Raw genomic sequence first — 25,267 nt, forward strand, 5'->3', positions numbered from 1 at the left:
ACTTAGCACGCCAAGATGCAGAGGCTTATCGAATAAAAGGAAAAAGGCTATGGTTCTGCACACGTGTCGTATTGTTTTATCAAACCAACAAGTTCTCACCAGTCAATCAGTTGAACAATCTCTCAGCTTTCTTGAAGATAAAGCGAGCAACGGGATTTCTAAGATTGAAATAGACGCAACCGATGGAAATCAGATTCATTCATATCTGTCCCACTCTCTTGAAGAGTCCATTGAGAACTTAATGAACCTGTAGCTCCTAGAAAGAAAGCATAGCGATTTTAAAACATGATGCTTTTGAAAACTTGGCACCGTAATAACTAGGTGCCTTGGAATAGGTTACAGATACCAGGCTTAAACTGGTTTAAAAACAAAAATGGCTCTCTTGAGAGCCATTTTTTATAGAATAAGCTTTTTATTTCATCAATATAGTGACAAGTGAATACTACTATTCAGACGCTTGATCAGCGGCTTGTTGCAACGTATATGCAGTCGATGGGTCAATCTCATTAACCAATTTCTCAACCTGCATGATCGCATCAACCGAAGTGCTACTTTTACGGTAACTCAGATAAATTGGGCGATACCAATCTTCAACCCCTTTCACCTTGTGCAGCTGGCCAGAATCGATAAAAGGTTCGACTAGAGAGACTGGCAAATACGCACTGCCGCCTTTCTCTAAAATGAAATCTAGGGCAATGCGGGCTGTCGAGGTACGTAGATACGGTGCCGGCACTTTAGGGTGACGCTCTGCGTGTTCAGAACCAAAACGCGTTCCCCAGTCGACATAAACGTATTTATGTTGAAATACAGATTCTAGATCATCCTGTTGCGTTGATACCAACACCAAGACCAAATCTGCGACTTTCTTACAGTGTAGCTCTTCTGCTTTGATCTGATCTAAAGCAAAAGCCATATCTAAGGTTCGCTCTAACAAGTGACGGTTGAGCTGCTCACGCCCCATCACCTCTGCCATAAAGCCGTAGCCACCCAAGGAATCGGTCACGACGCTCAAACAGTTTTGTAAATACGCATCCCAAATATTCGGCGTACCACCCAACGTTAGCTGCAAGGCTTTCCCACTTTCCAACGACAGCTCAAATTTAGCTTGTTGTAAGGTAGACACCATCACTTCAGCATAACCAATCAAACGTTCACCGGAAGAGGTAAGCTTGATATTGTTGCGGTCACGAATAAAGAGCTGAGTATCAAAATAGCCTTCTAGCTGTTTAATTCTCGCACTCACTGCGGCTTGCGTTAAATACAAGTTTTCTGCTGCACGCCCAAAATGGCGTACTCTTGCAACCTCAAGAAAGGTTCTAAATACTTTCACATCCATCAAATGCATCTCTGTAATAAATCTGCTAACTAGCCGATCTAGAATTGTTTATCGTAAAGGCAAAAACATTTTGTTTCCCATTGTAGCCTTTTAACAATATGTTCGCGTGAACAATAAACACTAATTTCTATCTAACCACATTACTGAGGCTGATATGTCTGAGACCGAATTCCGACACGGAAAAAAACGTTTTTATGACACCACTAAATTCCCACGAGGGTTCGCTAAATCAGGTAATTTTACTCTTTCAGAAGAGGAAGTCCTGACCTTATTTGGTGACACAATGCTAGCACTTGAGACTGGTGAGTTAACGCCAACCAATGCTGAAGAAAAACATTTCTTAAAAGTGCTGTCTCACCCTCATAAGGCTAAGTCAAAGTTAGAGCGTGTTTGGTTGAAATACATTCAACTGGCTCGTGGACGCCGTCGCTTTCATACCCTAAACGGCTGCAAACGTGGCGAAGTGCCTAGAGAAGAATACGAAAGTGAGTTAGTGTTAGAAGATTAGTAAAAACGCTCAAGGTGATACCTCATCACTTTGGGCTTTTTTTACCTTCTATTTTTAACTTCAAACACGATTTTCTTCGTAGTTGGTCAGTTTAGCTAACCTGCTTGGTTTTACCAATATTTATAGATAATTCATAGTGATAGCGTGATTCAGCATCTATTCCCAGCCATTCAGACGGGTATCTAACCCAGCAGAATTCTTCTAACCTCGTTTAATAACTTCCTTTTATCACGATAGTGGCACATTGCCATCATTATTTTTCACGTCTCAACTATACTCTCAAAGCCTGTGAGCACGCTGCAGCTCTTTAATGTACCAAAGCTTATCAATCTGCAGAAACGCACAAACCCTTTCAGGCACTGAATCAAATCAACATTCCTGTATATGACAAGCGTATTAATCTTGTTTAACGCCACCAAATATCCATACAGTAATTGTGCAATTTTGAGCGTTCTAGTCACAGATACGAGGAAAAAAGTAAAAACTTGACCTAAAACAATAGCAGAACTTGATAACTTATTTTATAATGCGAATTAATGTTTCAGAACACTGTAAAATTTAATTTCTAGGGGCAAAATCAATGAGACTTATTCCATTAAGCAACAAAGCTAAAGTAGGTAAATGGGCTGCTCGTCATATCGCAGATTCTATCAACAAGTTCGCTCCAACTGCTGAGCGTCCATTTGTACTAGGTCTTCCTACAGGTAGCACACCTCTAACTACTTACGCTGAGTTAATTGAACTTTACAAAGCTGGCGAAGTGAGCTTCAAGCACGTTGTAACATTCAACATGGATGAGTACGTTGGTATTGACCCAAACCACTCAGAGTCTTACCGCACATTCATGCATGAGAACTTCTTCAACCACGTTGATATCCAAGCAGAAAACATCAATCTGCTAGACGGTCAAGCTGAAGACATCGATGCTCACTGTGCAGCATACGAAGAGAAAATCCGTTCATACGGCAAAATCAACCTGTTCATGGGCGGCGTAGGCATCGACGGTCACATCGCATTCAACGAACCTGGCTCTTCTCTATCTTCACGCACTCGTATCAAGACGTTAACTGAAGACACTCGTATCGCAAACTCTCGTTTCTTCGATGGCGACATCAACCAAGTGCCTAAATACGCACTAACTATCGGTGTTGCTACTCTTCTAGACGCTGAAGAAGTAATGATCCTTTCTCTAGGCCACAACAAAGCACAAGCGCTTCAAATGGCTATCGAAGGTTCTGTAAACCACATGTGGACGGTTACCGCTCTACAGATGCACCGTAAAGCGATCATCGTTGCTGATGAGCCTGCTCAACAAGAGCTAAAAGTTAAGACTCTACGCTACTTCCGAGAGCTAGAAGCAGAAAACATCCAAGACCTATAATCTGAAGGTTTTGTTGAGCAAAAAAGCCACTGTATGTGGCTTTTTTTGTGCCTGAAATTCACGGCCGTAAAACTGAAAAACCAAAAGACTGTAATTAAGGAATAGAATTAATAGTTGGAGGGAGCGATAGCTAAGAAGGTCGGATAAAAAGCTAAGATAAATACTGACGCGAATACAAAAAAGCGACGCCTCTAACAAGAGAAATCGCAATAACTGTAAATTCTAGGATGGGTAAAACAAGTTGTAGAGAGCCGAATTGTAAAGAAAACGCTTAATAACGAAAACTAAGAACTTAGTGCGTTATCTCGGCACAAGGTGTTGATGATGTCTGTGATAGCCAAAACGATCGTCGACTTCACTTTCTGATGGTGTCTGCCCAAGAACATTTGAAGCATTGGACCCGACATGGTTTCCACCATCTCCGCATCATATTCGATAGGCATAATACGCTGAATCGCGTGCACCTTGTTGAGTTCAAATATCACATCAACTTCTGTGAAGCTGGTGTCTTCACCTTGTATTTTAGCCCACTCTTTCAAGGTTACGAAAACCTCTAAATCGTCATAAAGCTCTTTGCTGATCACACCAAGCCCTAATAGAAGCTTGCCGCGAATCATAATCTCGCCTAAAGGCCCGCCACTATTGAGAAGGGGCTCGACAACGAATTTGATCGCTGTATCGTCTTTCTTGAAAATGTTTTTTAATACTGCATCTACCGTGTCATCCAATGCATCATAAGCTGCCAATAGGCAGGCGCTAGCGCTCTCAGCTTCTGATAGGGCTTCGAGTAATTCAGTTTCGTGACTAGGATGTATTGGCATAACGGCTCGGTAATAAGAAAGTGCCACAGGTGTGGCACTTTGATGATTGATCATTTCAATGCTAGATAAGCTTGTTCCGCTAGTTTAACAACTTCTGAGTCACTATTCAGCTCAGAATAATGCGCTAAGGTCTCTGCAAAGCCTTTTTCTGCAAACATTGCCTGAAGTTCAACCGCTTGTGGGTCGTCTTCATTCTTGTAATGGAACGCAGCTGCGATCGCTTTTACTAGGTGCGCATTAGGAAGACCGTATTCTAGCGTACCGTTCAATGGCTTGACTAGACGATCTTGTGGGCTCAGCTTACGAATTGGTTGACGACCAACGCGGTCTACTTCATCACGTAGGAACGGGTTAGCAAAACGACCTAGAATCTTTTGGATGTATGCCGCGTGAGCTTCTGGATCAAAGCCGTAACGCTTAATCAGAACCGCACCGCTCTCTTCCATGGTTGCTGTAACTTCAGCGCGGATTTTGTCGTCTTCGATAGAGTCTTTGATAGTCTCATGGCCCGCAAGCACACCAAGATATGCCGTTACCAAGTGACCTGTGTTTAGCGTGAACAGTTTACGCTCAACGAAAGCCATTAGGTTATCCGTGCATTCCATGCCTGGGATGTTTGGAATCTCACCTTTAAATTGTGTTTGGTCTACGATCCACTCACTGAACGTTTCAACCGTGACTGCTAGAGGGTCTGTTTCGCCCGCTTCTGCCGGTGGAACAATACGGTCAACCGCTGAATCAACAAAGCCAATGTGCTGTTCAGTGAAGGCTTTCATTTCATCAGAAAGATGCTCTAGAACCGCTGCTTTTAGTTGGCTAGTACCGCGAACCATGTTCTCTGCCGCGATGATGTTCATTGGCGCAGTATTGTTTGCTGCTGCACGCTTTTCAATACCTTGAGCGATAGACTTAGAAATGATTTTAAGAACCGTAGGACCTACTGCCGTCGTCACAATATCAGACTCAGCAATGCAATCTACCACTGCGCTTGTTGCTGAGTTTACTGCTGTTACGTTCTTAACAACTTCAACAACACACTCTTCGCCAACAATCTTAACTGGGTATTCTTGGCGTTCAATTAACGCATTTACAACCGTTTCATTTACGTCAGCAAACGTAACCTTCATACCAGCGTCAGAAAGCAGCTTACCAATGAAACCACGACCGATATTACCTGCACCAAAATGTAACGCTTTCATAATTTTGACCTTATAAATATTTGAATCTAGATAGCTAACGGCTCAACAACATGCCTTGACGATGTGCCCTAGGCATTAAGCAGTAAGCTATTCAGACTGAATCTTCTTAGAGAGATTAAGACCGAAAATGAGGCCAGTAGGGGGATACCGGCCTCCTTCACTCAGGAGCTTGACTAGAGCTTTTTAGTTTCCGTTGAGAATACGTAGAACATCAGCAGGGTTTGTTGTGTTCTGTAGACATTCCACAGCTTCTTCATCATCGAGTGAATTGGTAATAGCCATCAGCACCATGTTGTGCTCATCGCCTTGTGCAGCAATGCCGATAACCATCTTAGCGATATCATCTTCATCTTCGCCCCACTGAATACCTTCAGGGTACTGACAGAAAACGATGCCGGTTTTTTGTACGTATTGTTTCGCTTCGATTGTGCCGTGTGGTACTGCGATTGACTCACCTAGGTAGGTAGACACAAGCTCTTCACGAGCAAACATGCCAGCTACGTATTCAGGCGATACGTTGCCAAGTTTTACCAGCTGCTCACCAGCGAACTTGATTGCGTCTTCTTTTTGAGTCGCTTTTAGACCAAGGAAGATGCTGTCGTCAGTCAGTGCTAACTTGTTACCTTCTTGTGTTGGAGCCGCTGCAGGAGCTGGAGCTTTTACGTCCCCACTTTGTGCTTCTACAAGTTCAGCGACTAATTGGTCGTATACTGCAGCATCTAAGAAGTTGTTCAGAGACATGTGCATTGCACCTGGAACGGTGTTACGAGCACGGTCTGTTAAGTCTTTATGCGTAATAACGATTTGCGAATCAGCCGGTAGATTGTTGATTGCATAGTTGGTTACCACAATGTTTAGGCCAGCTGTTTCTATTTTCTTACGTAGAAGGCCTGCCCCCATCGCACTTGAACCCATACCCGCATCACACGCTACGTAGACTGCTTTTACGTCCGCTAGGTTTACGTTTGCTTCTGCTGCTGCACCTTTAGAAGACGCTTTCATGTCTTTCATTTGAGCAGAGGCTTTTTCTAGTGAATCTTCGTCGTCACCTTGAGCTGAAGTCTTAAGTAGGATTGAAGCTACGATGAAAGACACAGCCGTTGCAGCGATAACAGAAAGAACCACACCGATGTAAGAGCCTTTAGGTGTCATCAACAATACTGCGAAGATAGAGCCTGGAGATGCTGGAGAGATAAGGCCAGAATCGAACACTACGTTAGTGAATACGCCCGTCATACCACCTGCGATTACAGCAAGGATTAGACGTGGGTTCATTAGAACGTAAGGGAAGTAAATTTCGTGGATACCACCTAGGAAGTGGATGATAGATGCACCAGCAGCAGATTGCTTAGCGCTACCTTTACCAAATACCATGTAAGCAAGTAGAAGACCGAAACCAGGACCTGGGTTTGCTTCGATTAGGAAGAAGATAGAACGACCGATTTCTTCAGATTGCTGGATACCTAATGGAGAAAAGATACCGTGGTTGATTGCGTTGTTTAGGAATAGGATTTTCGCAGGTTCAACAAAGATAGAAGCAAGAGGTAATGCACCCGCTTCAACCATCACGTTCACACCAGCCGCCAGACCAGAAGACAGAACTTTAACTGCAGGACCAATCACGATGAACGCGATGATTGCGCAGAGCATACCAATGATACCCGCAGAGAAGTTATTCACTAGCATTTCGAAACCACTTTTCACTTTACCGTGAACAGCTTCATCGAATTTTTTAATTGCGATACCACCTAGTGGACCTACAATCATTGCACCCATGAACATTGGGATATCAGTACCAACGATAACACCCATTGTTGTGATAGCGCCGACTACCGCACCGCGGTCACCGCCAACCATTTTACCACCGGTATAACCGATCAATAGTGGTAATAGGTACGTAATCATAGGACCAACCATTGATGCTAACGTTTCGTTAGGCCACCAACCGGTTGGGATGAATAGTGCTGTAATGAAACCCCACGCAATGAATGCGCCGATGTTTGGCATTACCATATTAGATAAGAAACGGCCAAAGTTTTGAACCTTGATCTTTGCTTCTGGTGATAACATAGGTAGAACCCCGTAGTGTATTGGTTGGTCAAATGACCGAAAGTGTGTGCTCAAAAGTTGATTAAAATGTATCACAACATTTCCAAAATGCACCCTAGCCCAACTTTCGTGATGAACATCACACACAAAAAACACTTTGGGGCTAACAGCAATGCCTTAGATCACAAAAATGTCATGAATTTAAATTACAAAGCAAAATTGGTGAGAACAACTCTCATCAATAAATGATCTATATCACACTTTAATGTATGATCATTAAAAATAAATAGTGATTAAAATCACACTTAATAAAATAACACTCGATAAAACTATAAGACATGTATAAAAGAACGCCATACAAAGCGTGAAATATACGCACACCCTTGAGTATTAATTGGCATTGTGTAATTTAATTACAAAAACAACAAGGCATAGATCACACTCAAAATTATCCAATCGCATCTTCTCGATTACACCATTGGCTTATACATCATGCGCACCTTCACCACACCCTTGCAGCAAAAGCTGATCACAACGCACTGCTGTCAGCAGCAAGAGATGTGCTATTGTATTTACCTATTCATCTTCACCACCGCCTCAACATGAATCAGCAGATCGCTCTGCTCTTGAGAAAAGACTATGTCAGACAAAATTTCCACATCAGCACTCGCGAAACAAAAAGGCATAGAAGCCAAAGCGCTATTTAGTGATCTAAAAACCGCTGGCTATATTGTGCGCTCACAAGAACGTTGGGTACTCACAGAACGAGGAGAAAGCTTTGGTGGGGAGTATGTCGAACACAAGAAGTTTGGTGTCTTTATTGTCTGGCCAGAAAAACTGCTTATCGACTTAGAGTCATTTTCTGGTAAAACATTAACCGCGACGCAACTCGGCCACGCTTTTGAGCTCAGTGCTAAGAAGATCAACTTATTGCTCAATGAACTTGGGTGGATAAAGAAAGAAGAAGATGGCTGGCACGTCACCTCTACAGGCTTAAAAGCCGGAGGTGAACAAAGAGAAGACAAAGCGACTGAGAATTTATTCGTGGTGTGGCACGATTCATTGGTCCGCAATAAACGATTAAAGCAATCTGTTGTCGAGTTTTTAGGCCACGATGCAGAAAGCCACTCAACCGATGTATCGTTTTCTAGCTTTCGCCAGAAGTTTGAGGCCAAACACCGAACCTTAGATGGGCACTATGTTCGTTCAAAGGGAGAGCTGATCATCGATAACTGGCTTTATATGGCAGGAGTGGTGCATGCGTATGAGCGTCCGCTGCCAATATCAAAAGAAGTGATCAGCGACTTTTACCTGCCAAACGGCAAGGTATACATCCAGTTTTGGGGAACCGACTCTGCCCCAATAGCAGCAGACAAACGCGTTGAAACGAGAGAAACATACGCAGAACACGGCTTCAGCTTAATTGAGATCACCCCAGAAGATATCCCAAACCTAGACAGCGTACTTCCACCATTATTGCGTCAATATGGCATAAAGGCGTACTAAGCGACTGATTTTAGCGCACCACAACACATCAAGATCACACTTAATTACTTATTATGGACATTATTCACCATAGTGATTTGATATGTTCGCTATTTTTCCCCAACCCATCTTCTATTATCTTACACCCATCGACTTGAGCTACCGCAGATACTCGATTTATTGGGGCATGTTCGATAACCATTTAAACGTTCAGTCTTTTAGAGACTTACTGTTCTTCTATAGATATACAGCCTAAATGCGTTATCCGTTTATTGTTGACGTTACTGAACATAAAACCCTACAACATTTATTATTGATAGATATTAGGATTCAACATGACTCATCCAATCATTTCAGATCTAAACACTCGTTACACAGCTAAAAAATACGATGCAGAAAAACGCATCTCTGCGGAAGACATGGAAGTAATCAAAGAAGCACTTCGTTTGTCTGCTTCTTCAATTAACTCTCAGCCTTGGAAATTCATCATCATTGAGAGCGACGCAGCAAAACAACGCTTCCACAATACTTTCGAGAACATGTTCCAGTTTAACCAACCACATGCGAAAGAAGCATCACACACGATCCTGTTTGCTCATGATCCTAAGTACACTAAAGAGAAATTTGCTAAGCGTGCTGATACAGAAGTAAGCTCTGGTCACCTACCCGCTGAAATGTACGAGCAATTCTTAGGTGCTTACGCATTCGCAGAAATGAACACAGACGAAACAGGTTTCAACGGCAACTGGACTAAGTCTCAAGTTTACATCGCGCTAGGTAACACACTGCACACACTAGCTCGCCTAGGCATCGCTTCAACGCCTATGGAAGGTGTAGACGCTGCTATGATCGGCGAAGAATTTGCTGAAGAGCTAGAAGGTCACGTTGTTGATGTCGCACTCGCTATCGGCTACCACAAAGACGGCGAAGACTACAACCACGGTAAACCAAAAGCGCGTCTAGCTCTTGATGAAGTGGTTACTACGCTGTAATAGCTCCCATGCGCTATGCATCATGTACCAATAGCTACAGCGCTTTACTCTTTAAAACGCTTTTTCGTTTTACAAAATATATTTTAACAGAACCGTAGACTGTTAAATAACACTGCCTTGTTTTGGCCAGACACTCGTCTGGCCTTTTTTATTCCTGCTATTTAACGACCTAACGTTGCCCGAATAAAATTAGTCATAAAGACACTTAAGAATCATTTTGATTACACAAATTATACAGTCATAAAGACACATTCAAATAGGTAAATCCAAAAAAACCAATGCAAAACAATACATTAAAAACATGGCACAACTAGTGCAGTGATGACCTTAGATATTTAAATAAGGTATTACCATTATGACTATTCACGTTAAATCAAATGTTCACTGGGTTGGCGTCCACGACTGGGAAACCGAGCACTTTCATGGCAAGGAATACCACATGAACAAAGGTACCAGCTATAACTCATACCTGATCCGTGAAGAGAAAACGGTGCTGGTCGATACCGTTGATCATCGCTTTACTGAGCAATTCCTTGCAAACCTTGAGATGGAAATCGATATCAACGACATCGACTACATCATTTGTCAGCACGCCGAAGAAGACCATTCTGGTGCACTTTCAGCATTACTAGCCAAAATTCCAAACACACCTGTTTACTGTACGGAAGCAGGAGTGAACTCGATTGTTGGCCATCACCATCAACCAGACTGGAACTTCAGAACCGTTAAAACTGGCGACACGCTTGATGTCGGTAATGGAAAACAACTGATCTTCGTAGAGATGAAGATGCTGCACTGGCCAGACTCAATGGCGACTTACTTAACCGGTGATGAAATCCTGTTTAGTAATGATGCATTCGGCCAACACTACTGCGATGAGAACCTATTCAACGACCAGCTAGACCAAGTAGAACTTCATGACCAATGTCTGCGCTACTTTTCGAACATCCTGACGCCTTTCGCGCCTTTGGTAAAAGCGAAGATAGAAGAAGTGTTGAGCTTGGGTGTGCCTATCGATGTTATCGCTACTTCTCATGGCTGTATTTGGCGTGATAACGCAACGCAAATCGTTGAGCAGTATTACGAGTGGTCTAAGGCCTACAAAGAAGATCGTATTACGATTGTCTACGATACCATGTCGAATAATACTCGCATGATGGCCGATGCTATCGCTAAGGGAATCCGTAAAGGCAGCCCAGAGACGGCAATCAAGGTGTTCAACATCTCCAAGCACGACAAGAATGACATCCTTGCCAACATCTTTCGCTCAAAGGGCGTACTCGTTGGCTCATCGACCATGAACAATGTGATGATGCCGCAGATCGCAGCGCTGCTCGAAGAGATACACGGCTTACGCTTTGCAGAAAAAAGAGCCGCAGCCTTCGGGTCTTCAGGTTGGACAGGTGGCGCAGTTAAACGCATCGATGCTCGCCTACGTGAAGCCAATTTCGAAGTCAGTGCACCACAACACATCCATTGGAAACCAGACACAGACGCCCTTCGTCAATGCATCGATTACGGCATGACACTGGCTGAGGTTTGGCTCACCGATGCGAACGAGGTTAGTGAGCCTAAACAAGTTGAGCGCAACGTTCAACGTATTGAATCAGCACCGACAAGCACCCCAACAGAGCTAAAAGACACGGCAGAGCAGAAGCCAGAAGAAGCGCAAGATAAGCCTGTACACAGCGCAGACTGCACTTGCTGGCGCTGTACTGTGTGTGAATGGGTGTACGACCCACAGTTAGGTGAACCGTACCAAGGCGTTGAACCGGGAACACCATGGGCACAAGTGCCGGATGATTTCCTTTGTCCTGAATGCCATCTAGGTAAAGATGTGTTTGTGGAGAAGTAATATGGATAACATTGTGATTGTGGGCGGAGGTTTTGCCGCCCTACAAACCATAAAGATGCTTCGTAAAGCTGACCAAAACATTGCTATTACTATGGTAACAGCGGACTCTGGTGTTGAATACAGCAAGCCGAACCTTTCGCACGTATTCAGTAATGAGCAAACACCTCAACAGCTCGTAATGAATAATGCTCAGCAATTAGCAAAGCAATATAACGTTGTCATTAAAACCAACGTTTGGGTAAACGAGATTAACACCGAGCAGCAGTTTATTGTCGCTGGCGATGATGTCATCCCCTACTCAAAACTTGTACTAGCGACTGGCGCTACACCCTTTATACCGCCAGCAGAAGGGTTACTTCCTCAGGCAACGATTACTCTCAATAGCTTGGAAGAGTTCGAAAAACACAAAGCTCAGATCGACGCAGCTCAACAAATCACAGTCATTGGTGGCGGGCTCATTGGCGTTGAGCTCGCCTTCGACCTTCAAACCGCAGGCAAAGATGTCACCATCATTGAGCCTGCGAGTTACCTGTTGAGTAACCTAGTGCCGCCTTTTGTTTCTCTAGAATTAGAAAATGAGCTTCGCAAGGCAGGAGTAACCGTTGAGACAGATACGATGGTAAGCCATGCGACTTACCTTACTGATGGCGTCAGGCTGCAAACAGCGTCTTCTCGATTAATCAAGACCGACGTGGTCATCGCTGCTGCTGGGTTAATGCCAAACACCACACTAGCAAAACAAGCGGGCATTGAGGTGAACAGAGGTATCATCGTTGACGAAGCAATGAGAACCAGCATACAAAATGTCTATGCGATTGGTGATTGTACTGAGATTCAAGGCCAAGTAATGGCTTACCTACAACCCGCCGTATTGTCGGCCAGCATATTAGCTAAACAACTCACCACAGGAGAAGGCAAGCTAAGGCTGCCGCATATTATTACTAAGGTAAAAACACACCGTTATCCTATTCAACTGGCAGGTAGAAATATTCAAACCGTTCAGAGTTGGGAAGCGAAGTTTGACCCGAAAGGGATTATTGCCAGAGGCTTTAATGAGTCTAACCAGCTTGTAGGATTCATTGCCACTGGTGAACACACCCAATCTGCGTTTTCTCTGCTAAAGGAATTACAAATAAGTTCACCGCCACAAGCATAAACGCAGTTAAGAAAAGGCAAAGTAGAACAATAAAAAAAACCAGTCAATCGACTGGTTTTCTTTGTATCAATTCTCTGTATTACCACTAGCCTATAAACGAGATGTACCCTTGTAGGATGATCAGATTAACAATATCGATAAAGAAGGCACCGACAATTGGCACTACCATGAACGCCTGTGGCGATGGACCGAATCGACTCACCAAAGACCCCATGTTCATTACTGCTGTTGGCGTTGCTCCTAAACCGAAACCACAGTGGCCACCCGACATAACTGCTGCTTCATAGTTCGCCCCCATCACCTTAAAGGTCACAAAGTAAGAGAAAAGTCCCAACACCACCGCTTGAACACTAAGGATAACCAAGAATGGAATCGCAAGATCAAAAATATTCCAAAGCTTCAGGCTCATTAGTGCCATGGCTAAGAACAGCGATAATGACACGGTGCCAAGAATATCGACCGTTTCACTGTCGGTTTTGTGCAGTTTAGTCACTTCAAAAACATTAGTAATGAACACACCAATGAATAGCGCATACACAAAGTCAGGAATCATCAACCACGAAACTTCAAAAGTAGCGACCCATTGTTCTAGGTATCTCGCACCAGTGATACAGATAAGAAGAATGAAAAGAACCTCAATGACCTTCTTCGCCGTTACTTTGTCTTCTTCATATTCGTTGTAAGTCACCAACTCAGGGAAACGTTCGTGAGTTTGTGTGCCAGTACCGTATTCAGACTCTAGGTTGTTTTTATCAATCAGCTTTTGTGCCACCGGGCTACCAATAATACCACCGATGATAAGACCGAAAGTCGCTGACGCCATCGCAATTTCTAAGGTGTTGGCAATGCCATAGGTCTCTGAAAAAGTTTGTGCCCAAGCGGCGCCAGTTCCGTGACCACCAGATAGCGTAATTGACCCGGCAATCAGCCCCATTAAAGGTTCGAGACCAAGTGCCGTGGCGAGAGTTACACCCACACCATTCTGGATGATGATATAAACAGAGGCGACTCCTAGGAACAGAAATACCTTTGCCCCCCCTTTTATCAACTGTGTGTAGTTAGCGGCAAGGCCGACGGTAGCAAAAAACATCAGCATGAATGTATTCTGTAATGGCAAAGAGAACTCTAGATCAACGCCATTAAAGTGTAGGGCTGTAATAGCAAAAGCGACGATCAAGCCGCCCACGATGGGCTCTGGGATATTGTACTTTTTGAGAACCGGTAGCTTTACATTTACAAAATTGCCTAGAAACAAAACACTAATCGCGATTAGGAAAGATTCTAGTGGCCCTATTGAAATTAATTGATTCATATAACCTCTATATTTTTACGTTCTCATATTCCCTAATGAGTCTAGTGACCTGTAATTATGTGTTGCTCCGCTTATATTTATGTAAATAGATGAGAAGTTGTAGATTAGAAAAACGAGCACATTACTGTGTTCGCTCTGTGCTATGTATGTAACGTGTTAACCTTTATCGAAGGTTTTTTTAACAACAATCACCTCAAAGAAATACAAGCCGACAGAAATAATATCGCCGCTCAATACCTTTCTAAATGCCTAATAAAGCAAAAAGGAGCTACTGCTAGCTCCTTTTTTATTACCATTACAGGTAATTAGAATTTTTTCGGGGCATAACCTGTCATAACCTCAATACGAAGCTCTTTACCAATCTTCGTCATTGGGTGAACAATCACTAATCCTTTTACAGACTTTTTCAGTTTCCCCATATCCGCTTGCTCAGCTTTGGTAATTTCTCGGCTAAATGGCATATCAATCAGCGATTTACGCTCTTGATTCACATCGAAGCTTTCTTTGTGTTTAAGCTGGGCAATTTTCTTCGTAAGTTTCTTAATCTCGTCTTCAAATTGACGAACAACAGGACGATCATTACGAGTTTTAGCAGCCGCTAACTTGTGGCGACACTTGTCTAGACGGTTGTTAATTTGTTGAAGTTCGTTTTTAGCACTCATAATAATTTCCTAAGATTAAGCAAGCCAACTTGGATTGGGGCGCGGAGTATAGCACAAGGGTTTACGCGAACCGAAATTTATCTGATAAATCGCCAGCAGAACCAAATATAAGCTAAACCTTCACTTTGTACTGGAGGTCTTGAGCTTCATCCCCCGTCATGCCTCTAAAACCCCAACAGTGGGATGGCTGCTCTTTTATCGTAATTTCGATATCTAAAGGGGAGATACCTAACTGTTTTTCTATTTCTGAGAAAATCTTCTTAATCAGCCGTTTTTTGGTGTTAACCGCTCGACCTTCCATCATGTTGATTTCAATAACGGTGTAGGCTTCAGATCGCCCTTCAGGATAAAAAAAGTCATCTCTTTCTAATGGAACAAATCGATGTGCCCGCTTATCATCAGGTAAACCCATCTCACTGTTCCAACATTGCTGTAAAACATTAGAGAGCGGTAACTTAATAGGATTTAAACGCTCTTTGATACCATAAATAACGATCATGACCATTCCTTTGATGTGATGTCGGATAAAGAAATCTCCTTCAGATAGACGCTCGCTATCTCACCTATCCATTCGCCTACTATTTAATCATATAACCTAATGGCAATCATGAAAGAAGGGATAAACAATGAATTTATGAACAGGTGAAACAAAAAATGCAGACCACCGATTTACACTCGGCCACTCCCCGATAAACCATTGACTCATCAAATTGATCGTACACCAAACTAGGAACGTATATCCCTAAAATGAATTTTATGTTTAAGGAGTACTATGTGCCTAAATCAGCTAAAAAAATACAGCCGTTAGATAACACCGAATCAGAAGTACCTGACAGACTGCCAGTATTCCCGCTTCCTTTGTTTATTTTACCAAACGGTAGACAGAGACTACGCATTTTCGAACAGAAATATTTGAAAATGGTCTCCAGTGCGTCTCAAGGAAGTGGGTTTATCATCGCCCCCCAAGATGCAGCAAAACCCAAGACACTCAGCTCATGGGGAACCAGAGTAACGATCGTGGACTTCAATATTTCTGACGACAATATTCTTGAAATCGACGTTGAAGGCGTTCAATTAGTTAAGCTTAAGGACGCAATGCGTCAACAAGACACTCTGATCACCAGTTGCTTTCAAAACTTGCCTCACTGGCCGGAGTTAAATGCCAAAACCCCAAATATCATGACCTCGTTTCTTGTTCAGCTTTTCAGAGAAAATGAATCGATCAGAACGCTTTATCCAGCACCTGACTTCGAAAATTCTCAATGGACTTGTGCAAGACTCTTGGAAATGTTGCCTATCCCTCTAGAAAAAAAAGCCGAATTTACCAAACCCGCGAGCTTTCCTTCTCTCGTTCCTTTTCTTAATCAAATCATTACGGGGCAATAGACATTTTTATTCACTATAATTTCGTATAATAGAAATTAGTTTAAATAGAAGTGATCCCGAGCTTTACTTTCTGCGTAGTGTTAACCAAATTCGCATGATGGTCAGATACTATGCAAGTGGAAATGAGAAGTTCAGGGAAAGGCAAGGAGCATGTCATTATTCCCGATAACAAATTACCTACCGAAACCAAAGTACCAGCAGAGCTTTCAAGCTGGTTGATTTTGGTTGGTACAGAACGAGACAAGCAGGCTTTTACTAGTTTATTTAAGTTTTTTGCTCCCAAGATAAAGCGTTTCGGCATCAGCAAGTTGGGTAGCGAAGCAGCGGCTAATGAACTTGTTCAAGACTCAATGGCTAATGTTTGGAAAAAAGCACACCTCTATAACGAAGAGAAAGGCGCGGCGACGACTTGGGTGTACACCGTGATGCGAAACGCTGCTTTCGATATGTTGAGAAAAGTGAAAGCGAAAGCGGAACAAACCATTGCAGACGATATCTGGCCAATCGATTCAATGATAGCGGAGTCTCAAAACGACGAGCTTCCATTTGGTGACCATCTAATGAGCCGTCATGTAATGACTCAGATAGAGAAACTACCTCTCGCCCAGAAAACGATTGTGAAAGGGGTTTACTTTCAAGAGCTGTCACAAGAACAACTCGCTCAACAACTTGATGTCCCGCTAGGAACCGTCAAATCACGTCTAAGACTCGCTTTAGCCAAACTTAAGGTCCACATGGGAGAACAAAACCATGATTAAACATCACCCAAATTTAAATATGTTGAAAAGCTTTGTTGGGGGTTCTCTCGCTGATTCCGTTTCTTTGATTGTAGCGAGCCATGTTGAGCTCTGTGAACACTGCCAACAACAAGTTAATCAATTAACAGCCGAAGCTGCCAACACTGTATTTGACACTGACAATTTAGAATTCCCTCTGGGTCATAGAGAAATCGATACCTTTCTTTCTGATGACGTAGAGTTTGATTTAGATGCAATTGAATCAATCACCGCTGACTTATCTCAATCCGTTGAAATGGAGCCAGAAATACAGAAAGTAACAGTAGCTAAAACCACTTTTACGCTTCCTAGAGCGCTTAACTCAGTCGCACTAAAAGACTGGATAAGTTTAGGGAAAATATCGAGAGCAAGACTCGATTTCGATGATGAGTCGCACCACACCAGTTTATTGCATATAGACAAAAACGGACAAGTACCTTGCCACACACATAAAGGCTTTGAAATAACCCTATTGTTAGAGGGGAGCTTCGAGGACGAAATGGGTGTCTATAACAAAGGCGATTTCATCTGGTTAGACGGTAAACACACTCATCAACCAGAAACGAAAGAAGGCTGTGTGTGTTTAACGGTTTCAAGCGACGCCATGCACTTCACTAAAGGCGTCAGTCAGTTATTCAACCCATTGGGTAAGTACATTTACTAAAAATAAGTGTGATTCAGGTATACAGAACGGTATAGAGACCAATAAATAAATAGTCTAAAATTATATCGGCTTTTTAAAATCAAAAAGTTACAGAGCTGCTATGTACAGCTCTGAACTTGTTAACTAGCCTAGACTAAATTAAACAGCACAGAGCGAAGGAGTTGGCCAATGGACAAAAAAATCAAAATAGGCATCAGTGCATGTGTTGCTGGTCACAAAGTTCGGTTTGATACAGGACATAAACGTTCTCGCTTCTGCACAGACGACCTTGCAGAATATGTCGAACTAGAGCCCGTTTGCCCAGAAATGGCAATTGGTCTACCGACACCAAGACCAACCATTCGTCAAACTCGTCAACTCGATGACATCATCCATGTCTCTCGACCAGATGGTTCCGGTGATGTAACCAATGAGCTTATTGAATTTGGACAAAACTATTCAAAAAACAATCAGCACATTGCTGGTTTCATTGTTTGCCAAAAAAGCCCGACCTGCGGTATGGAACGAGTAAAAGTTTACCACCATCATGGCCGCGGTTCTGAATCGACAGGCGTGGGCATGTTCACCCAACAAATTATGGATGGGAACCCGTTACTTCCAGTTGAAGAGAACGGCCGCCTTAACGATCCGATTTTGCGTGAAAACTTCATGACACGAGTATTCACCTATCAAAAGTGGTTAGACCTTGTCGATGAGGGAGTGACTAAACACAAGTTAATTCAGTTCCACAGTGCACATAAGTACCTAGTAATGTGTCATCACGTAGAAGGCTATAAGAGCCTAGGCAAGCTACTGGCAAGTAATGATTTAGAGATAGATGAACTAGCAAGTCAATACATTGAAGGCTTGATGACGGCATTATCTCACCACGCGAACCGTGGTAGTCATGCTAACACCTTGCAACACCTTCAGGGTTACTTTAAAAAGCAACTGAGCAGCGCGCATAAGCAAGAGCTTGCCAATCAGATAACCTCATTCCGCGAAGGTGTCATTCCTCTGTTAGTACCATTAACACTGATCAACCACTATCTAATGGAATACCCAAATGAATACCTTGAATCACAAGTGTATCTCAACCCTCACCCACAAGAACTTAAACTGAGGTACGGATATTGAGCGATATTTTATGGATACGACGAGACCTAAGGATTCACGATAATCCCGCTCTCGTCGCTGCAATTGAAAACGGCGTAACTATCGCCGTTTTTATCTCTACCCCGCAGCAATGGCAACGACATCACCTAGCACCAATCAAAGCAGATTTTATCTACCGCCACCTCAAGCAGTTAGAATCACAGCTCTCGGAGTTCGGTATCACTCTGCTGCACCTCAAAGCCACTGATTTTAACGACCAAGCCACAAAACTAGTCGACTTATGTAAACAGCTCGATGCGACATGTGTCTACGCCAACTCAGAGCCTGAGGTCGATGAACAAGCTCGCGATCAAAAGCTGATTTCAAACGGCCTAAACCTAAAGATAAGCGACTGCGATGTAATGCTGCCACTAGGTAGCGTTCTCAATAAACAAGGCGAGATGTTCAAAGTCTTTACGCCATTTAAGAACGCTTGGCTAAAAGAAGTTCAGGTAAAAGGCATCATCTGTAACCCTGCTCCTTTCGTGCCTACTGAGCTTTCACAAGAACAGCTTCCTGACGACTTAAAAGCCTTAAGAATCTCCGCTGACTATGATTTCGACTTTCCGCGTGTTGATTCAAGTCGCTGGCCATTAAGCCAAGATGTATTAAAAAGCGTGATTCCCAACTTCCTAGCAAACAAAGTCAACGACTACGCGGCGTTTAGGGATATTCCTTCGATTAAAGGCACGTCAGGGTTGTCACCCTATTTAGCAATAGGAGCGGTCAGTCCGAGGTGGCTAGCGATTCAATTGATTCAGCAGCAACCTGACCTATTATTTGACACTCAATTACCTGCCTTTTCTTGGCTTAATGAATTGATATGGCGAGATTTTTATAAACATCTGATGTTTCACCACCCTGATTTAGTGAAAGGCTCTAATTTCCAGTCCAAGTACAACGGCTTAGATTGGCATCAGGACCACCCAAGCTTCAAAGCATGGTGTGAAGGTAAAACGGGTTATCCATTGGTTGATGCCGCTATGCGTCAATTAGTTGAGACTGGCTGGATGCACAACCGGTTAAGAATGGTGGTGGCGAGTTTCCTGACCAAGCATCTACTCATTGACTGGCGTTGGGGCGAGCGATTCTTTATGTCGCACCTTATCGATGGTGATTTTAGTGCCAACAATGGTGGCTGGCAATGGGCGTCAAGTACGGGCTGTGACGCTCAACCTTACTTTAGAATTTTCAATCCAATCACTCAAAGTGAAAAGTTTGATCCAAAAGGCATTTTTATTCGTAAGTACATACCAGAGCTGCAAAATATCCCTGATAAGCATGTACATTTCCCACATGACTTTATCGCTAAAAACGGAATAGACAGCGAATACTGGCAACCCATCGTCGAACATAAAGAAGCACGATTGAGAGCCTTAGCCTTTTTCAAATAATTAGAGTGAGTATTATGGATAACTCTCTATGGCTTGATAACTTTCTCAACATGTATCGAGAACTTGGTACCGAGAATTTTGATGTGCTGAAAACGGTGTATCATCCAAAAATTGAATTCAAAGACCCACTGCATCAAGTCAGTGGGATCGAAGCACTGACGCACTATTTTGAGAACCTATATTCCCAAGTAACCAGCTGCTACTTTCACATAGAGCACAAGTTTGAGGTGAAAGATGAGGCGTCTATATATTGGACAATGCAGTTTGCTCACAAGCAGTTGAATGGTCAAAAGCCAATAGAAGTGCAAGGACACAGCCACCTTAAAATGCTTGATGGTCAAGTGGTCTATCACAGAGACTATCTCGACGTCGGCTCGATGTTGTACGAACACATCCCAGTGTTAGGTTGTGCTATCAAATCCATCAAAAAGAGAGCGAGTCGATAATGCGTATTATGATCACAGGGTCAACCTCAGGTATCGGCCAATCACTCTCACTCGATTATGCTCAACAAGGGCATGAAGTTATTGCTTGCGGCCGCAATCCAGACAAACTGCAGGCTTTAGTCGATTCCCACAAAACAGACCTGTCACACTCATCCATTGAGCCACTCTGTATTGATCTAACCGATTACCACAATTTCCCTGAGCTTGACCACAACAAGCCACTCGACCTGCTAATTTTGAATGCAGGTGATTGTGAGTATATCGATGATCCATTGAATTTTGATGCGGAGCTTTTCGAGCGCGTCATTAATATCAACCTGATCTCTATTGGCTACGCCTTAAAAGCATGGCTCAAAAACATCAAGCCCGGCGGTCGCTTGGTTTTGGTGAGTTCAAGCGCCAGCTTTTTGCCTTTGCCTAGAGCTGAGGCTTATGGCGCTTCTAAGGCGGCACTCACGTATTTAGGCAGAACGCTTTCGGTTGACCTAGCACAGCACGATATTCATGTCTCAATTGTGCACCCTGGCTTCGTAGAAACACCATTAACCGAGCGAAATACGTTCTCTATGCCTATGATTATTAGTAGTGAGGTCGCAACTCAGCGAATCGTAAACGGTATTGCTCAAGGAAAGAGTGAGATCGATTTCCCAAGACGATTCATCATGTTGATGAAGCTATTAAGAATGCTTCCAACTTCAGTTTGGCAAAAACTCGCTTCAAGGATGGTATAACAATGAAGAAAATCGCCATTATTGGTTCAGGCATCTCTGGACTCACTTGCGCGCACATATTAGATAAGCACCACGACGTAACGGTATTCGAAAAAAATGATTACGTTGGGGGGCACACCGCCACCGTTGATATTGAACATCAAGGCTCGGCGTTTTCTATCGACACTGGCTTTATCGTATTCAACGATCGAACCTATCCAAATTTCAATCAACTCCTCGAGCAACTGGGCGTCGAAAGGCAACCCACCGAAATGAGTTTCAGCGTTCACAACACCACCACCAAGTTTGAATACAACGGCCACAGCATTAATTCTCTGTTTGCTCAACGAAGTAACATCTTCAAACCTCAATTCTGGTCTTTGGTTTCTGACATTCTCAAGTTCAACAAATTGTGTAAGGCTCAGTTTGAAAGCAATGAGTTTACTCCAGACGTTACCCTTGGCAGTTTCTTGCGTGATAACCAGTTTTCTGACTTCTTTAGTCAGCACTACATTCTGCCGATGGGTGCCGCTATTTGGTCGACAAGCTTAGAAGAGATGGAAGAGTTTGAGCTCAAGTTCTTTATCCAGTTCTTCTATAACCATGGCCTACTCGACATCGCCAACCGACCTCAGTGGTACGTGATTCCTAAAGGGTCTCGCTCTTATGTTGAGATCATCCTTTCACATTTGAACAAACCGGTTGCGTTGAATACGTCAATCAAACAGGTCACCCGCCAAGAGGTTGGTATTACCATTGAATTTGAAGATGGTGTCACACAAGACTTCGATGAAGTGATATTCGCCTGTCACTCAGACCAAGCCCTGCGCCTACTTGGTGATGCGACCGAACAAGAGCAGCAGGTTCTGGGAGAGATTCCATACAGCCGCAACGAAGTGGTACTCCACACGGATACTCGCTTACTACCAGACAGAAAGCTGGCTTGGGCGAGTTGGAACTACATGCTCGATGGCGACAGCAAACGACCAGCCTGTGTTACTTACAACATGAACATCCTGCAGGGCATTGAAAGCCAAGACACCTTCTGTGTAACCCTAAATCAAAGTGACGCGATAGCACCTGAGAAAATCATTCGCAGCTTTGTTTATCATCACCCGGTTCTTAACTCGAACACAGTTGAAGCTCAGCACAAGCGTGAACAGATTTGTGGCAAAAACCAAACTCACTTCGCAGGCGCTTACTGGTACAACGGGTTCCATGAAGATGGTGTCCACAGCGCACTTGATGTAACCAAACGCTTCGGCTTAGATTTGAATACGAGTTCAGCGCTATGAACACTCACGCCCTGACACCCGGCATGGGGAGCGCTCCCGAAAAGAGTGAAGAACTCAGCGGGATCTATTGGGGTAACGTCAGACATCGCCGTTTCGGCGACATCACCCACGAGTTCAGCTATCAACTATATATGATGGGGCTGGATCTTGATGAACTGCCCCAAACCACAGCGCGTAGTGCGCTGTTCGGAACTCAATGGTATAACCCGATTCGCTTTGTCGAATCGGATTATCTCGCTGAAAAAAAAGAAAATAGCATTAACAATGAACCAAAATCACTTAAGCAACGTATAGCTTCCAAAGTGCAACAACTTGGTGGGGTTTGGTCTGAGTCAAATAGAGTGACAATGTTGGCACAGTGCCGTTGTTTAGGTATTTATTTCAGCCCAATCAACTGTTTTTTCTGCTACGACGAAACCGGAGAGTGTCGCTATATGTTGGCTGAAGTGAGTAACACACCTTGGCGACAACGACATTACTACCTGATCGACATGCAACAAGAGTTAAAGGTTAAGAAGGAGTTCCACGTATCGCCTTTTATGGACTTAAACATGACCTACTTTTGGAAGATTAAGCCACCAGCGAAACGAACATTAGTCCACATCGAAAGCCGACGAGACGAAAAGCTTTTCGATGCAACGCTGGCACTGACCAAGCAGTCAGTAACCAAGCAAAACATTCGACGAACAGTATTCAAGATTCCGGCGATGACGATAAAAGTCGTGATGGGAATTTATTATCAGGCTCTCAAATTATTCCTGAAAAAAGTACCGTTCGTGGCGCACCCAGACTCAACGTCTTAAACGCCTTTACAGTCACTAAATAGTACAACTCAATTAATGATTTGGGCGTCTCAAACCAACGAACAACACCCAACCTTAGTTGACCTAAAAAATTAAAATGAGTTCTCAGCGAGGTTTACATGGAACAGCTTGCAAAACAAAACAACAACATTAAACAACAAGCTAAAGCCGTTGCTGTTTCAAGCAACTGTAAATATCGAGCTTTAATCTTCAAGGTGTTAGAACGCCTGCAATTTGCGACGCTCGAAATCATCGAGCGAGACCAAAATTCAGTGTTTGGTGATCGAGAAGCAGACTTGAAAGGTCGAATTGTGATTCACGATGCGACCTTTTTTAGAGATGTTGTCATCAACGGCAGTATTGGTGCATCCGAAGCCTACATTGATGGTAAATGGACCAGCCCAGATCTGACTCGCGTTATCCAGATCATGGCGCGCAACCAATCGCAGCTAGACGAATTGGACGACAAGACACAGTGGATTTCTCGCATCAAAAACCTATTGCTGCGTCGTAAGAATGCCAACACCGAGCAGGGCTCTAAGCGAAATATTCTCGCTCACTACGATATTGGCAACGAACTGTATGAGCGCTTCTTAGATAGCTCAATGCAATACTCTTCCGCTATCTACAGCGAAGAAGCAGAAACCCTATCCAAAGCTCAGCAAAACAAAATGAAAACCATCTGTGAGCGCTTAGAGTTGTCAGAAAACGATAACGTGGTCGAGATAGGCACAGGCTGGGGTGGATTGGCTATATTCATGGCGCAACACTATGGTTGCCATGTCACCACAACCACAATCTCAGATGCCCAACACGCGCTTGCAGAACAAAGAGTAAAAGCACTTGGCTTAACCGACAAAATCACCCTCCTTAAAGAAGATTACCGTAACCTCGATGGCGAGTATGACAAATTGGTCTCTATCGAGATGATAGAAGCAGTCGGCCATGAATATCTACAAACCTTCTTTGAGAAATGTTCTTCGCTACTGAAACCTTCAGGCAAGATGTTGATCCAAGCAATCACCATCGCCGACAGTCGTTACGATAAATACCGCAAAGGCGTCGACTTTATTCAGAAGTACATTTTCCCGGGCGGTTGTCTACCTTCGGTTTCAGTGATGACTCAACACCTTGCGACCAGCACAGACCTTGTCGTCCAAGAAATTAATGACATAGGCCTGCACTACGCTCGCACGCTTAACGACTGGAACATCGCCTTTGAAAACAGCTGGCAAGAGTTAGAGTCTCTCGGTTATTCAGAAGAGTTTAAGCGCTTATGGATCTTCTACTTCTGCTACTGTGAAGGGGCATTCAAAGAGCGCGTGATCAGCACACATCACCTAGTGGCCAGAAAACCTCGTTACTTTGGAGCAAAAGATGAAACAGTTTTGGATTATTAATCTGGTCCTGTTTCAAGCGACCTGGGTTTGCAGCGCCTTCTTTACCGCGCAAGCCCCGTTCATCGCGCCACTGATTGTGGTTGTTCATTTCCTTCTCTCTCCGACTCGCAGTCGTGACCTGAAAATCCTCTGTTTACTTCCATTGGGGCTATTGCTTGATAGCCTCATGCTTTACTTCGGCGTGTTTGCCGTCGATTCTGAAATTGCCAATCAATCATGGTTTCCAGTGTGGCTCGTATGTCTATGGATCATGTTTTTGATCAGCTTCAATCACAGCCTAAATTGGCTTTTAAAATGCTCGAAAGTGATCTTGTTCGCCATAGGGTTCGTAGCGGGTACTAGTAGCTATTGGGGAGGCATCAAAGTAGGCGCCCTTATTACTACTTGGCCAGATGCATCGGTAGTTGCTGCCCTTGCAATAAGTTGGGGAATTTTGTTGCCCTCACTGGTGGCCGCCTACTCCAACTTAGTACAACCTGAAGTAGCAAGGACAACGAGGTGAC

The 25,267-nt window shown here is 43.5% G+C and carries 25 protein-coding genes; 18 read left to right on the forward strand and 7 right to left on the reverse strand.

The window, feature by feature from the left end; all coding sequences use genetic code 11:
• Positions 1–49 precede the first annotated feature (49 nt).
• The gene (locus OCU50_RS17930) at positions 50–253 is read left to right on the forward strand and encodes a hypothetical protein (RefSeq protein WP_017057615.1); all 204 of its coding nucleotides are present in this window, start codon (positions 50–52) and stop codon (positions 251–253) included.
• A gap of 192 nt (positions 254–445) precedes the next feature.
• Here OCU50_RS17930 and OCU50_RS17935 read toward each other — a convergent pair whose 3' ends face one another.
• Positions 446–1,336 (reverse strand): LysR family transcriptional regulator, encoded by an 891-nt coding sequence (locus OCU50_RS17935; protein ID WP_060469067.1) that lies wholly within the window; start codon positions 1,334–1,336, stop codon positions 446–448.
• Between the two features lie 154 nt (positions 1,337–1,490).
• Between OCU50_RS17935 and OCU50_RS17940 the strand changes: the two genes are divergently transcribed.
• Together OCU50_RS17940 and nagB are read left to right on the forward strand one after the other, a co-directional pair.
• A complete protein-coding gene (locus tag OCU50_RS17940) occupies positions 1,491–1,844 on the forward strand; it encodes a MaoP family protein (RefSeq protein WP_060469068.1) in 354 nt (117 codons plus the stop codon).
• Between the two features lie 580 nt (positions 1,845–2,424).
• Positions 2,425–3,225: a glucosamine-6-phosphate deaminase gene (nagB, locus tag OCU50_RS17945; RefSeq protein WP_060469069.1), complete on the forward strand. Its 801-nt coding sequence runs from the start codon at positions 2,425–2,427 to the stop codon at positions 3,223–3,225.
• Between the two features lie 284 nt (positions 3,226–3,509).
• Here the strand turns inward: nagB and OCU50_RS17950 are convergent, their stop codons facing one another.
• The 3 genes from OCU50_RS17950 to OCU50_RS17960 all read right to left on the reverse strand — a co-directional run bounded on the left by OCU50_RS17950 (position 3,510) and on the right by OCU50_RS17960 (position 7,315).
• Entirely contained in the window at positions 3,510–4,046 is a 537-nt protein-coding gene (locus tag OCU50_RS17950) for an MltR family transcriptional regulator (protein WP_201023954.1), read from the reverse strand.
• 50 nt (positions 4,047–4,096) lie between these two features.
• On the reverse strand, positions 4,097–5,245 hold the full coding sequence (locus OCU50_RS17955; RefSeq protein WP_060469071.1) for a mannitol-1-phosphate 5-dehydrogenase: 1,149 nt from the start codon (positions 5,243–5,245) through the stop codon (positions 4,097–4,099).
• 183 nt (positions 5,246–5,428) lie between these two features.
• On the reverse strand, positions 5,429–7,315 hold the full coding sequence (locus OCU50_RS17960) for a PTS mannitol transporter subunit IICBA (protein ID WP_060469072.1): 1,887 nt from the start codon (positions 7,313–7,315) through the stop codon (positions 5,429–5,431).
• 618 nt (positions 7,316–7,933) lie between these two features.
• Between OCU50_RS17960 and OCU50_RS17965 the strand changes: the two genes are divergently transcribed.
• The 4 genes from OCU50_RS17965 (at position 7,934) to norW (ending at position 12,782) form a co-directional block, all read left to right on the forward strand.
• Complete coding sequence (locus OCU50_RS17965) at positions 7,934–8,800, forward strand: hypothetical protein (protein ID WP_060469073.1); 867 nt, start codon at positions 7,934–7,936, stop codon at positions 8,798–8,800.
• Positions 8,801–9,114: 314 nt separating this feature from the next.
• The gene (locus OCU50_RS17970; protein WP_060469074.1) at positions 9,115–9,771 is read left to right on the forward strand and encodes an NAD(P)H-dependent oxidoreductase; all 657 of its coding nucleotides are present in this window, start codon (positions 9,115–9,117) and stop codon (positions 9,769–9,771) included.
• A gap of 355 nt (positions 9,772–10,126) precedes the next feature.
• Positions 10,127–11,626, forward strand: coding sequence for an anaerobic nitric oxide reductase flavorubredoxin (gene norV, locus OCU50_RS17975; protein ID WP_060469075.1), 1,500 nt, complete (start codon positions 10,127–10,129; stop codon positions 11,624–11,626).
• A gap of 1 nt (position 11,627) precedes the next feature.
• Entirely contained in the window at positions 11,628–12,782 is a 1,155-nt protein-coding gene (gene norW / locus OCU50_RS17980) for an NADH:flavorubredoxin reductase NorW (protein WP_060469076.1), read from the forward strand.
• Between the two features lie 85 nt (positions 12,783–12,867).
• Here the strand turns inward: norW and gltS are convergent, their stop codons facing one another.
• The 3 genes from gltS to OCU50_RS17995 form a co-directional block, all read right to left on the reverse strand.
• On the reverse strand, positions 12,868–14,094 hold the full coding sequence (gene gltS / locus OCU50_RS17985) for a sodium/glutamate symporter (RefSeq protein ID WP_060469077.1): 1,227 nt from the start codon (positions 14,092–14,094) through the stop codon (positions 12,868–12,870).
• A gap of 305 nt (positions 14,095–14,399) precedes the next feature.
• Positions 14,400–14,756 (reverse strand): YibL family ribosome-associated protein, encoded by a 357-nt coding sequence (locus OCU50_RS17990; RefSeq protein ID WP_017057627.1) that lies wholly within the window; start codon positions 14,754–14,756, stop codon positions 14,400–14,402.
• Positions 14,757–14,868: 112 nt separating this feature from the next.
• Positions 14,869–15,255, reverse strand: coding sequence for a tautomerase family protein (locus tag OCU50_RS17995; RefSeq protein ID WP_060469078.1), 387 nt, complete (start codon positions 15,253–15,255; stop codon positions 14,869–14,871).
• A gap of 275 nt (positions 15,256–15,530) precedes the next feature.
• Between OCU50_RS17995 and OCU50_RS18000 the strand changes: the two genes are divergently transcribed.
• The 11 genes from OCU50_RS18000 to OCU50_RS18050 all read left to right on the forward strand — a co-directional run bounded on the left by OCU50_RS18000 (position 15,531) and on the right by OCU50_RS18050 (position 25,266).
• Positions 15,531–16,142, forward strand: coding sequence for an LON peptidase substrate-binding domain-containing protein (locus tag OCU50_RS18000; RefSeq protein ID WP_060469407.1), 612 nt, complete (start codon positions 15,531–15,533; stop codon positions 16,140–16,142).
• Between the two features lie 110 nt (positions 16,143–16,252).
• Positions 16,253–16,900: a sigma-70 family RNA polymerase sigma factor gene (locus tag OCU50_RS18005; protein WP_060469079.1), complete on the forward strand. Its 648-nt coding sequence runs from the start codon at positions 16,253–16,255 to the stop codon at positions 16,898–16,900.
• A complete protein-coding gene (locus tag OCU50_RS18010; RefSeq protein WP_060469080.1) occupies positions 16,893–17,582 on the forward strand; it encodes a ChrR family anti-sigma-E factor in 690 nt (229 codons plus the stop codon). The genes OCU50_RS18005 and OCU50_RS18010 overlap by 8 nt, the downstream gene beginning before the upstream one ends.
• 168 nt (positions 17,583–17,750) lie before the next feature.
• Positions 17,751–18,698, forward strand: a complete 948-nt coding sequence (locus tag OCU50_RS18015; RefSeq protein ID WP_017057632.1) for a YbgA family protein — start codon at positions 17,751–17,753, stop codon at positions 18,696–18,698.
• Positions 18,695–20,110, forward strand: coding sequence for a deoxyribodipyrimidine photo-lyase (gene phrB / locus OCU50_RS18020; protein ID WP_060469081.1), 1,416 nt, complete (start codon positions 18,695–18,697; stop codon positions 20,108–20,110). Before OCU50_RS18015 ends, phrB begins: the two co-directional genes overlap by 4 nt.
• Before the next feature lie 14 nt (positions 20,111–20,124).
• Positions 20,125–20,556, forward strand: coding sequence for a nuclear transport factor 2 family protein (locus tag OCU50_RS18025; protein ID WP_060469082.1), 432 nt, complete (start codon positions 20,125–20,127; stop codon positions 20,554–20,556).
• Positions 20,556–21,287, forward strand: coding sequence for an SDR family NAD(P)-dependent oxidoreductase (locus OCU50_RS18030; protein WP_060469083.1), 732 nt, complete (start codon positions 20,556–20,558; stop codon positions 21,285–21,287). The genes OCU50_RS18025 and OCU50_RS18030 overlap by 1 nt, the downstream gene beginning before the upstream one ends.
• A 2-nt stretch (positions 21,288–21,289) precedes the next feature.
• Positions 21,290–22,561, forward strand: a complete 1,272-nt coding sequence (locus OCU50_RS18035; protein ID WP_060469084.1) for an NAD(P)/FAD-dependent oxidoreductase — start codon at positions 21,290–21,292, stop codon at positions 22,559–22,561.
• Positions 22,558–23,364, forward strand: a complete 807-nt coding sequence (locus OCU50_RS18040) for a DUF1365 domain-containing protein (RefSeq protein ID WP_060469085.1) — start codon at positions 22,558–22,560, stop codon at positions 23,362–23,364. The genes OCU50_RS18035 and OCU50_RS18040 overlap by 4 nt, the downstream gene beginning before the upstream one ends.
• Positions 23,365–23,483: 119 nt before the next feature.
• The gene (locus OCU50_RS18045; RefSeq protein WP_060469086.1) at positions 23,484–24,764 is read left to right on the forward strand and encodes an SAM-dependent methyltransferase; all 1,281 of its coding nucleotides are present in this window, start codon (positions 23,484–23,486) and stop codon (positions 24,762–24,764) included.
• The gene (locus tag OCU50_RS18050; RefSeq protein WP_060469087.1) at positions 24,742–25,266 is read left to right on the forward strand and encodes a DUF2878 domain-containing protein; all 525 of its coding nucleotides are present in this window, start codon (positions 24,742–24,744) and stop codon (positions 25,264–25,266) included. Before OCU50_RS18045 ends, OCU50_RS18050 begins: the two co-directional genes overlap by 23 nt.
• The last annotated feature ends 1 nt before the right edge of the window (position 25,267 follow it).

This window comes from Vibrio toranzoniae, from assembly GCF_024347655.1.
Classification (GTDB): Bacteria; Pseudomonadota; Gammaproteobacteria; order Enterobacterales; family Vibrionaceae; genus Vibrio; species Vibrio toranzoniae.

Coding starts and splice junctions, on each gene's coding strand:
- OCU50_RS17955 (WP_060469071.1), bottom strand. CDS start 5,245: ATGAAAGCGTTACATTTTGGTGCAGGTAATATCGGTCGTGGTTTCATT.
- OCU50_RS17935 (WP_060469067.1), bottom strand. CDS start 1,336: ATGGATGTGAAAGTATTTAGAACCTTTCTTGAGGTTGCAAGAGTACGC.
- OCU50_RS18030 (WP_060469083.1), top strand. CDS start 20,556: ATGCGTATTATGATCACAGGGTCAACCTCAGGTATCGGCCAATCACTC.
- OCU50_RS18035 (WP_060469084.1), top strand. CDS start 21,290: ATGAAGAAAATCGCCATTATTGGTTCAGGCATCTCTGGACTCACTTGC.
- nagB (WP_060469069.1), top strand. CDS start 2,425: ATGAGACTTATTCCATTAAGCAACAAAGCTAAAGTAGGTAAATGGGCT.
- OCU50_RS17995 (WP_060469078.1), bottom strand. CDS start 15,255: ATGATCGTTATTTATGGTATCAAAGAGCGTTTAAATCCTATTAAGTTA.
- OCU50_RS18040 (WP_060469085.1), top strand. CDS start 22,558: ATGAACACTCACGCCCTGACACCCGGCATGGGGAGCGCTCCCGAAAAG.
- OCU50_RS17940 (WP_060469068.1), top strand. CDS start 1,491: ATGTCTGAGACCGAATTCCGACACGGAAAAAAACGTTTTTATGACACC.
- OCU50_RS17970 (WP_060469074.1), top strand. CDS start 9,115: ATGACTCATCCAATCATTTCAGATCTAAACACTCGTTACACAGCTAAA.
- gltS (WP_060469077.1), bottom strand. CDS start 14,094: ATGAATCAATTAATTTCAATAGGGCCACTAGAATCTTTCCTAATCGCG.
- OCU50_RS17930 (WP_017057615.1), top strand. CDS start 50: ATGGTTCTGCACACGTGTCGTATTGTTTTATCAAACCAACAAGTTCTC.
- OCU50_RS17950 (WP_201023954.1), bottom strand. CDS start 4,046: ATGCCAATACATCCTAGTCACGAAACTGAATTACTCGAAGCCCTATCA.
- norV (WP_060469075.1), top strand. CDS start 10,127: ATGACTATTCACGTTAAATCAAATGTTCACTGGGTTGGCGTCCACGAC.
- OCU50_RS17965 (WP_060469073.1), top strand. CDS start 7,934: ATGTCAGACAAAATTTCCACATCAGCACTCGCGAAACAAAAAGGCATA.
- OCU50_RS18005 (WP_060469079.1), top strand. CDS start 16,253: ATGCAAGTGGAAATGAGAAGTTCAGGGAAAGGCAAGGAGCATGTCATT.
- OCU50_RS17960 (WP_060469072.1), bottom strand. CDS start 7,315: ATGTTATCACCAGAAGCAAAGATCAAGGTTCAAAACTTTGGCCGTTTC.
- OCU50_RS18025 (WP_060469082.1), top strand. CDS start 20,125: ATGGATAACTCTCTATGGCTTGATAACTTTCTCAACATGTATCGAGAA.
- OCU50_RS18050 (WP_060469087.1), top strand. CDS start 24,742: ATGAAACAGTTTTGGATTATTAATCTGGTCCTGTTTCAAGCGACCTGG.
- OCU50_RS18015 (WP_017057632.1), top strand. CDS start 17,751: ATGGACAAAAAAATCAAAATAGGCATCAGTGCATGTGTTGCTGGTCAC.
- norW (WP_060469076.1), top strand. CDS start 11,628: ATGGATAACATTGTGATTGTGGGCGGAGGTTTTGCCGCCCTACAAACC.
- OCU50_RS18010 (WP_060469080.1), top strand. CDS start 16,893: ATGATTAAACATCACCCAAATTTAAATATGTTGAAAAGCTTTGTTGGG.
- OCU50_RS18045 (WP_060469086.1), top strand. CDS start 23,484: ATGGAACAGCTTGCAAAACAAAACAACAACATTAAACAACAAGCTAAA.
- OCU50_RS17990 (WP_017057627.1), bottom strand. CDS start 14,756: ATGAGTGCTAAAAACGAACTTCAACAAATTAACAACCGTCTAGACAAG.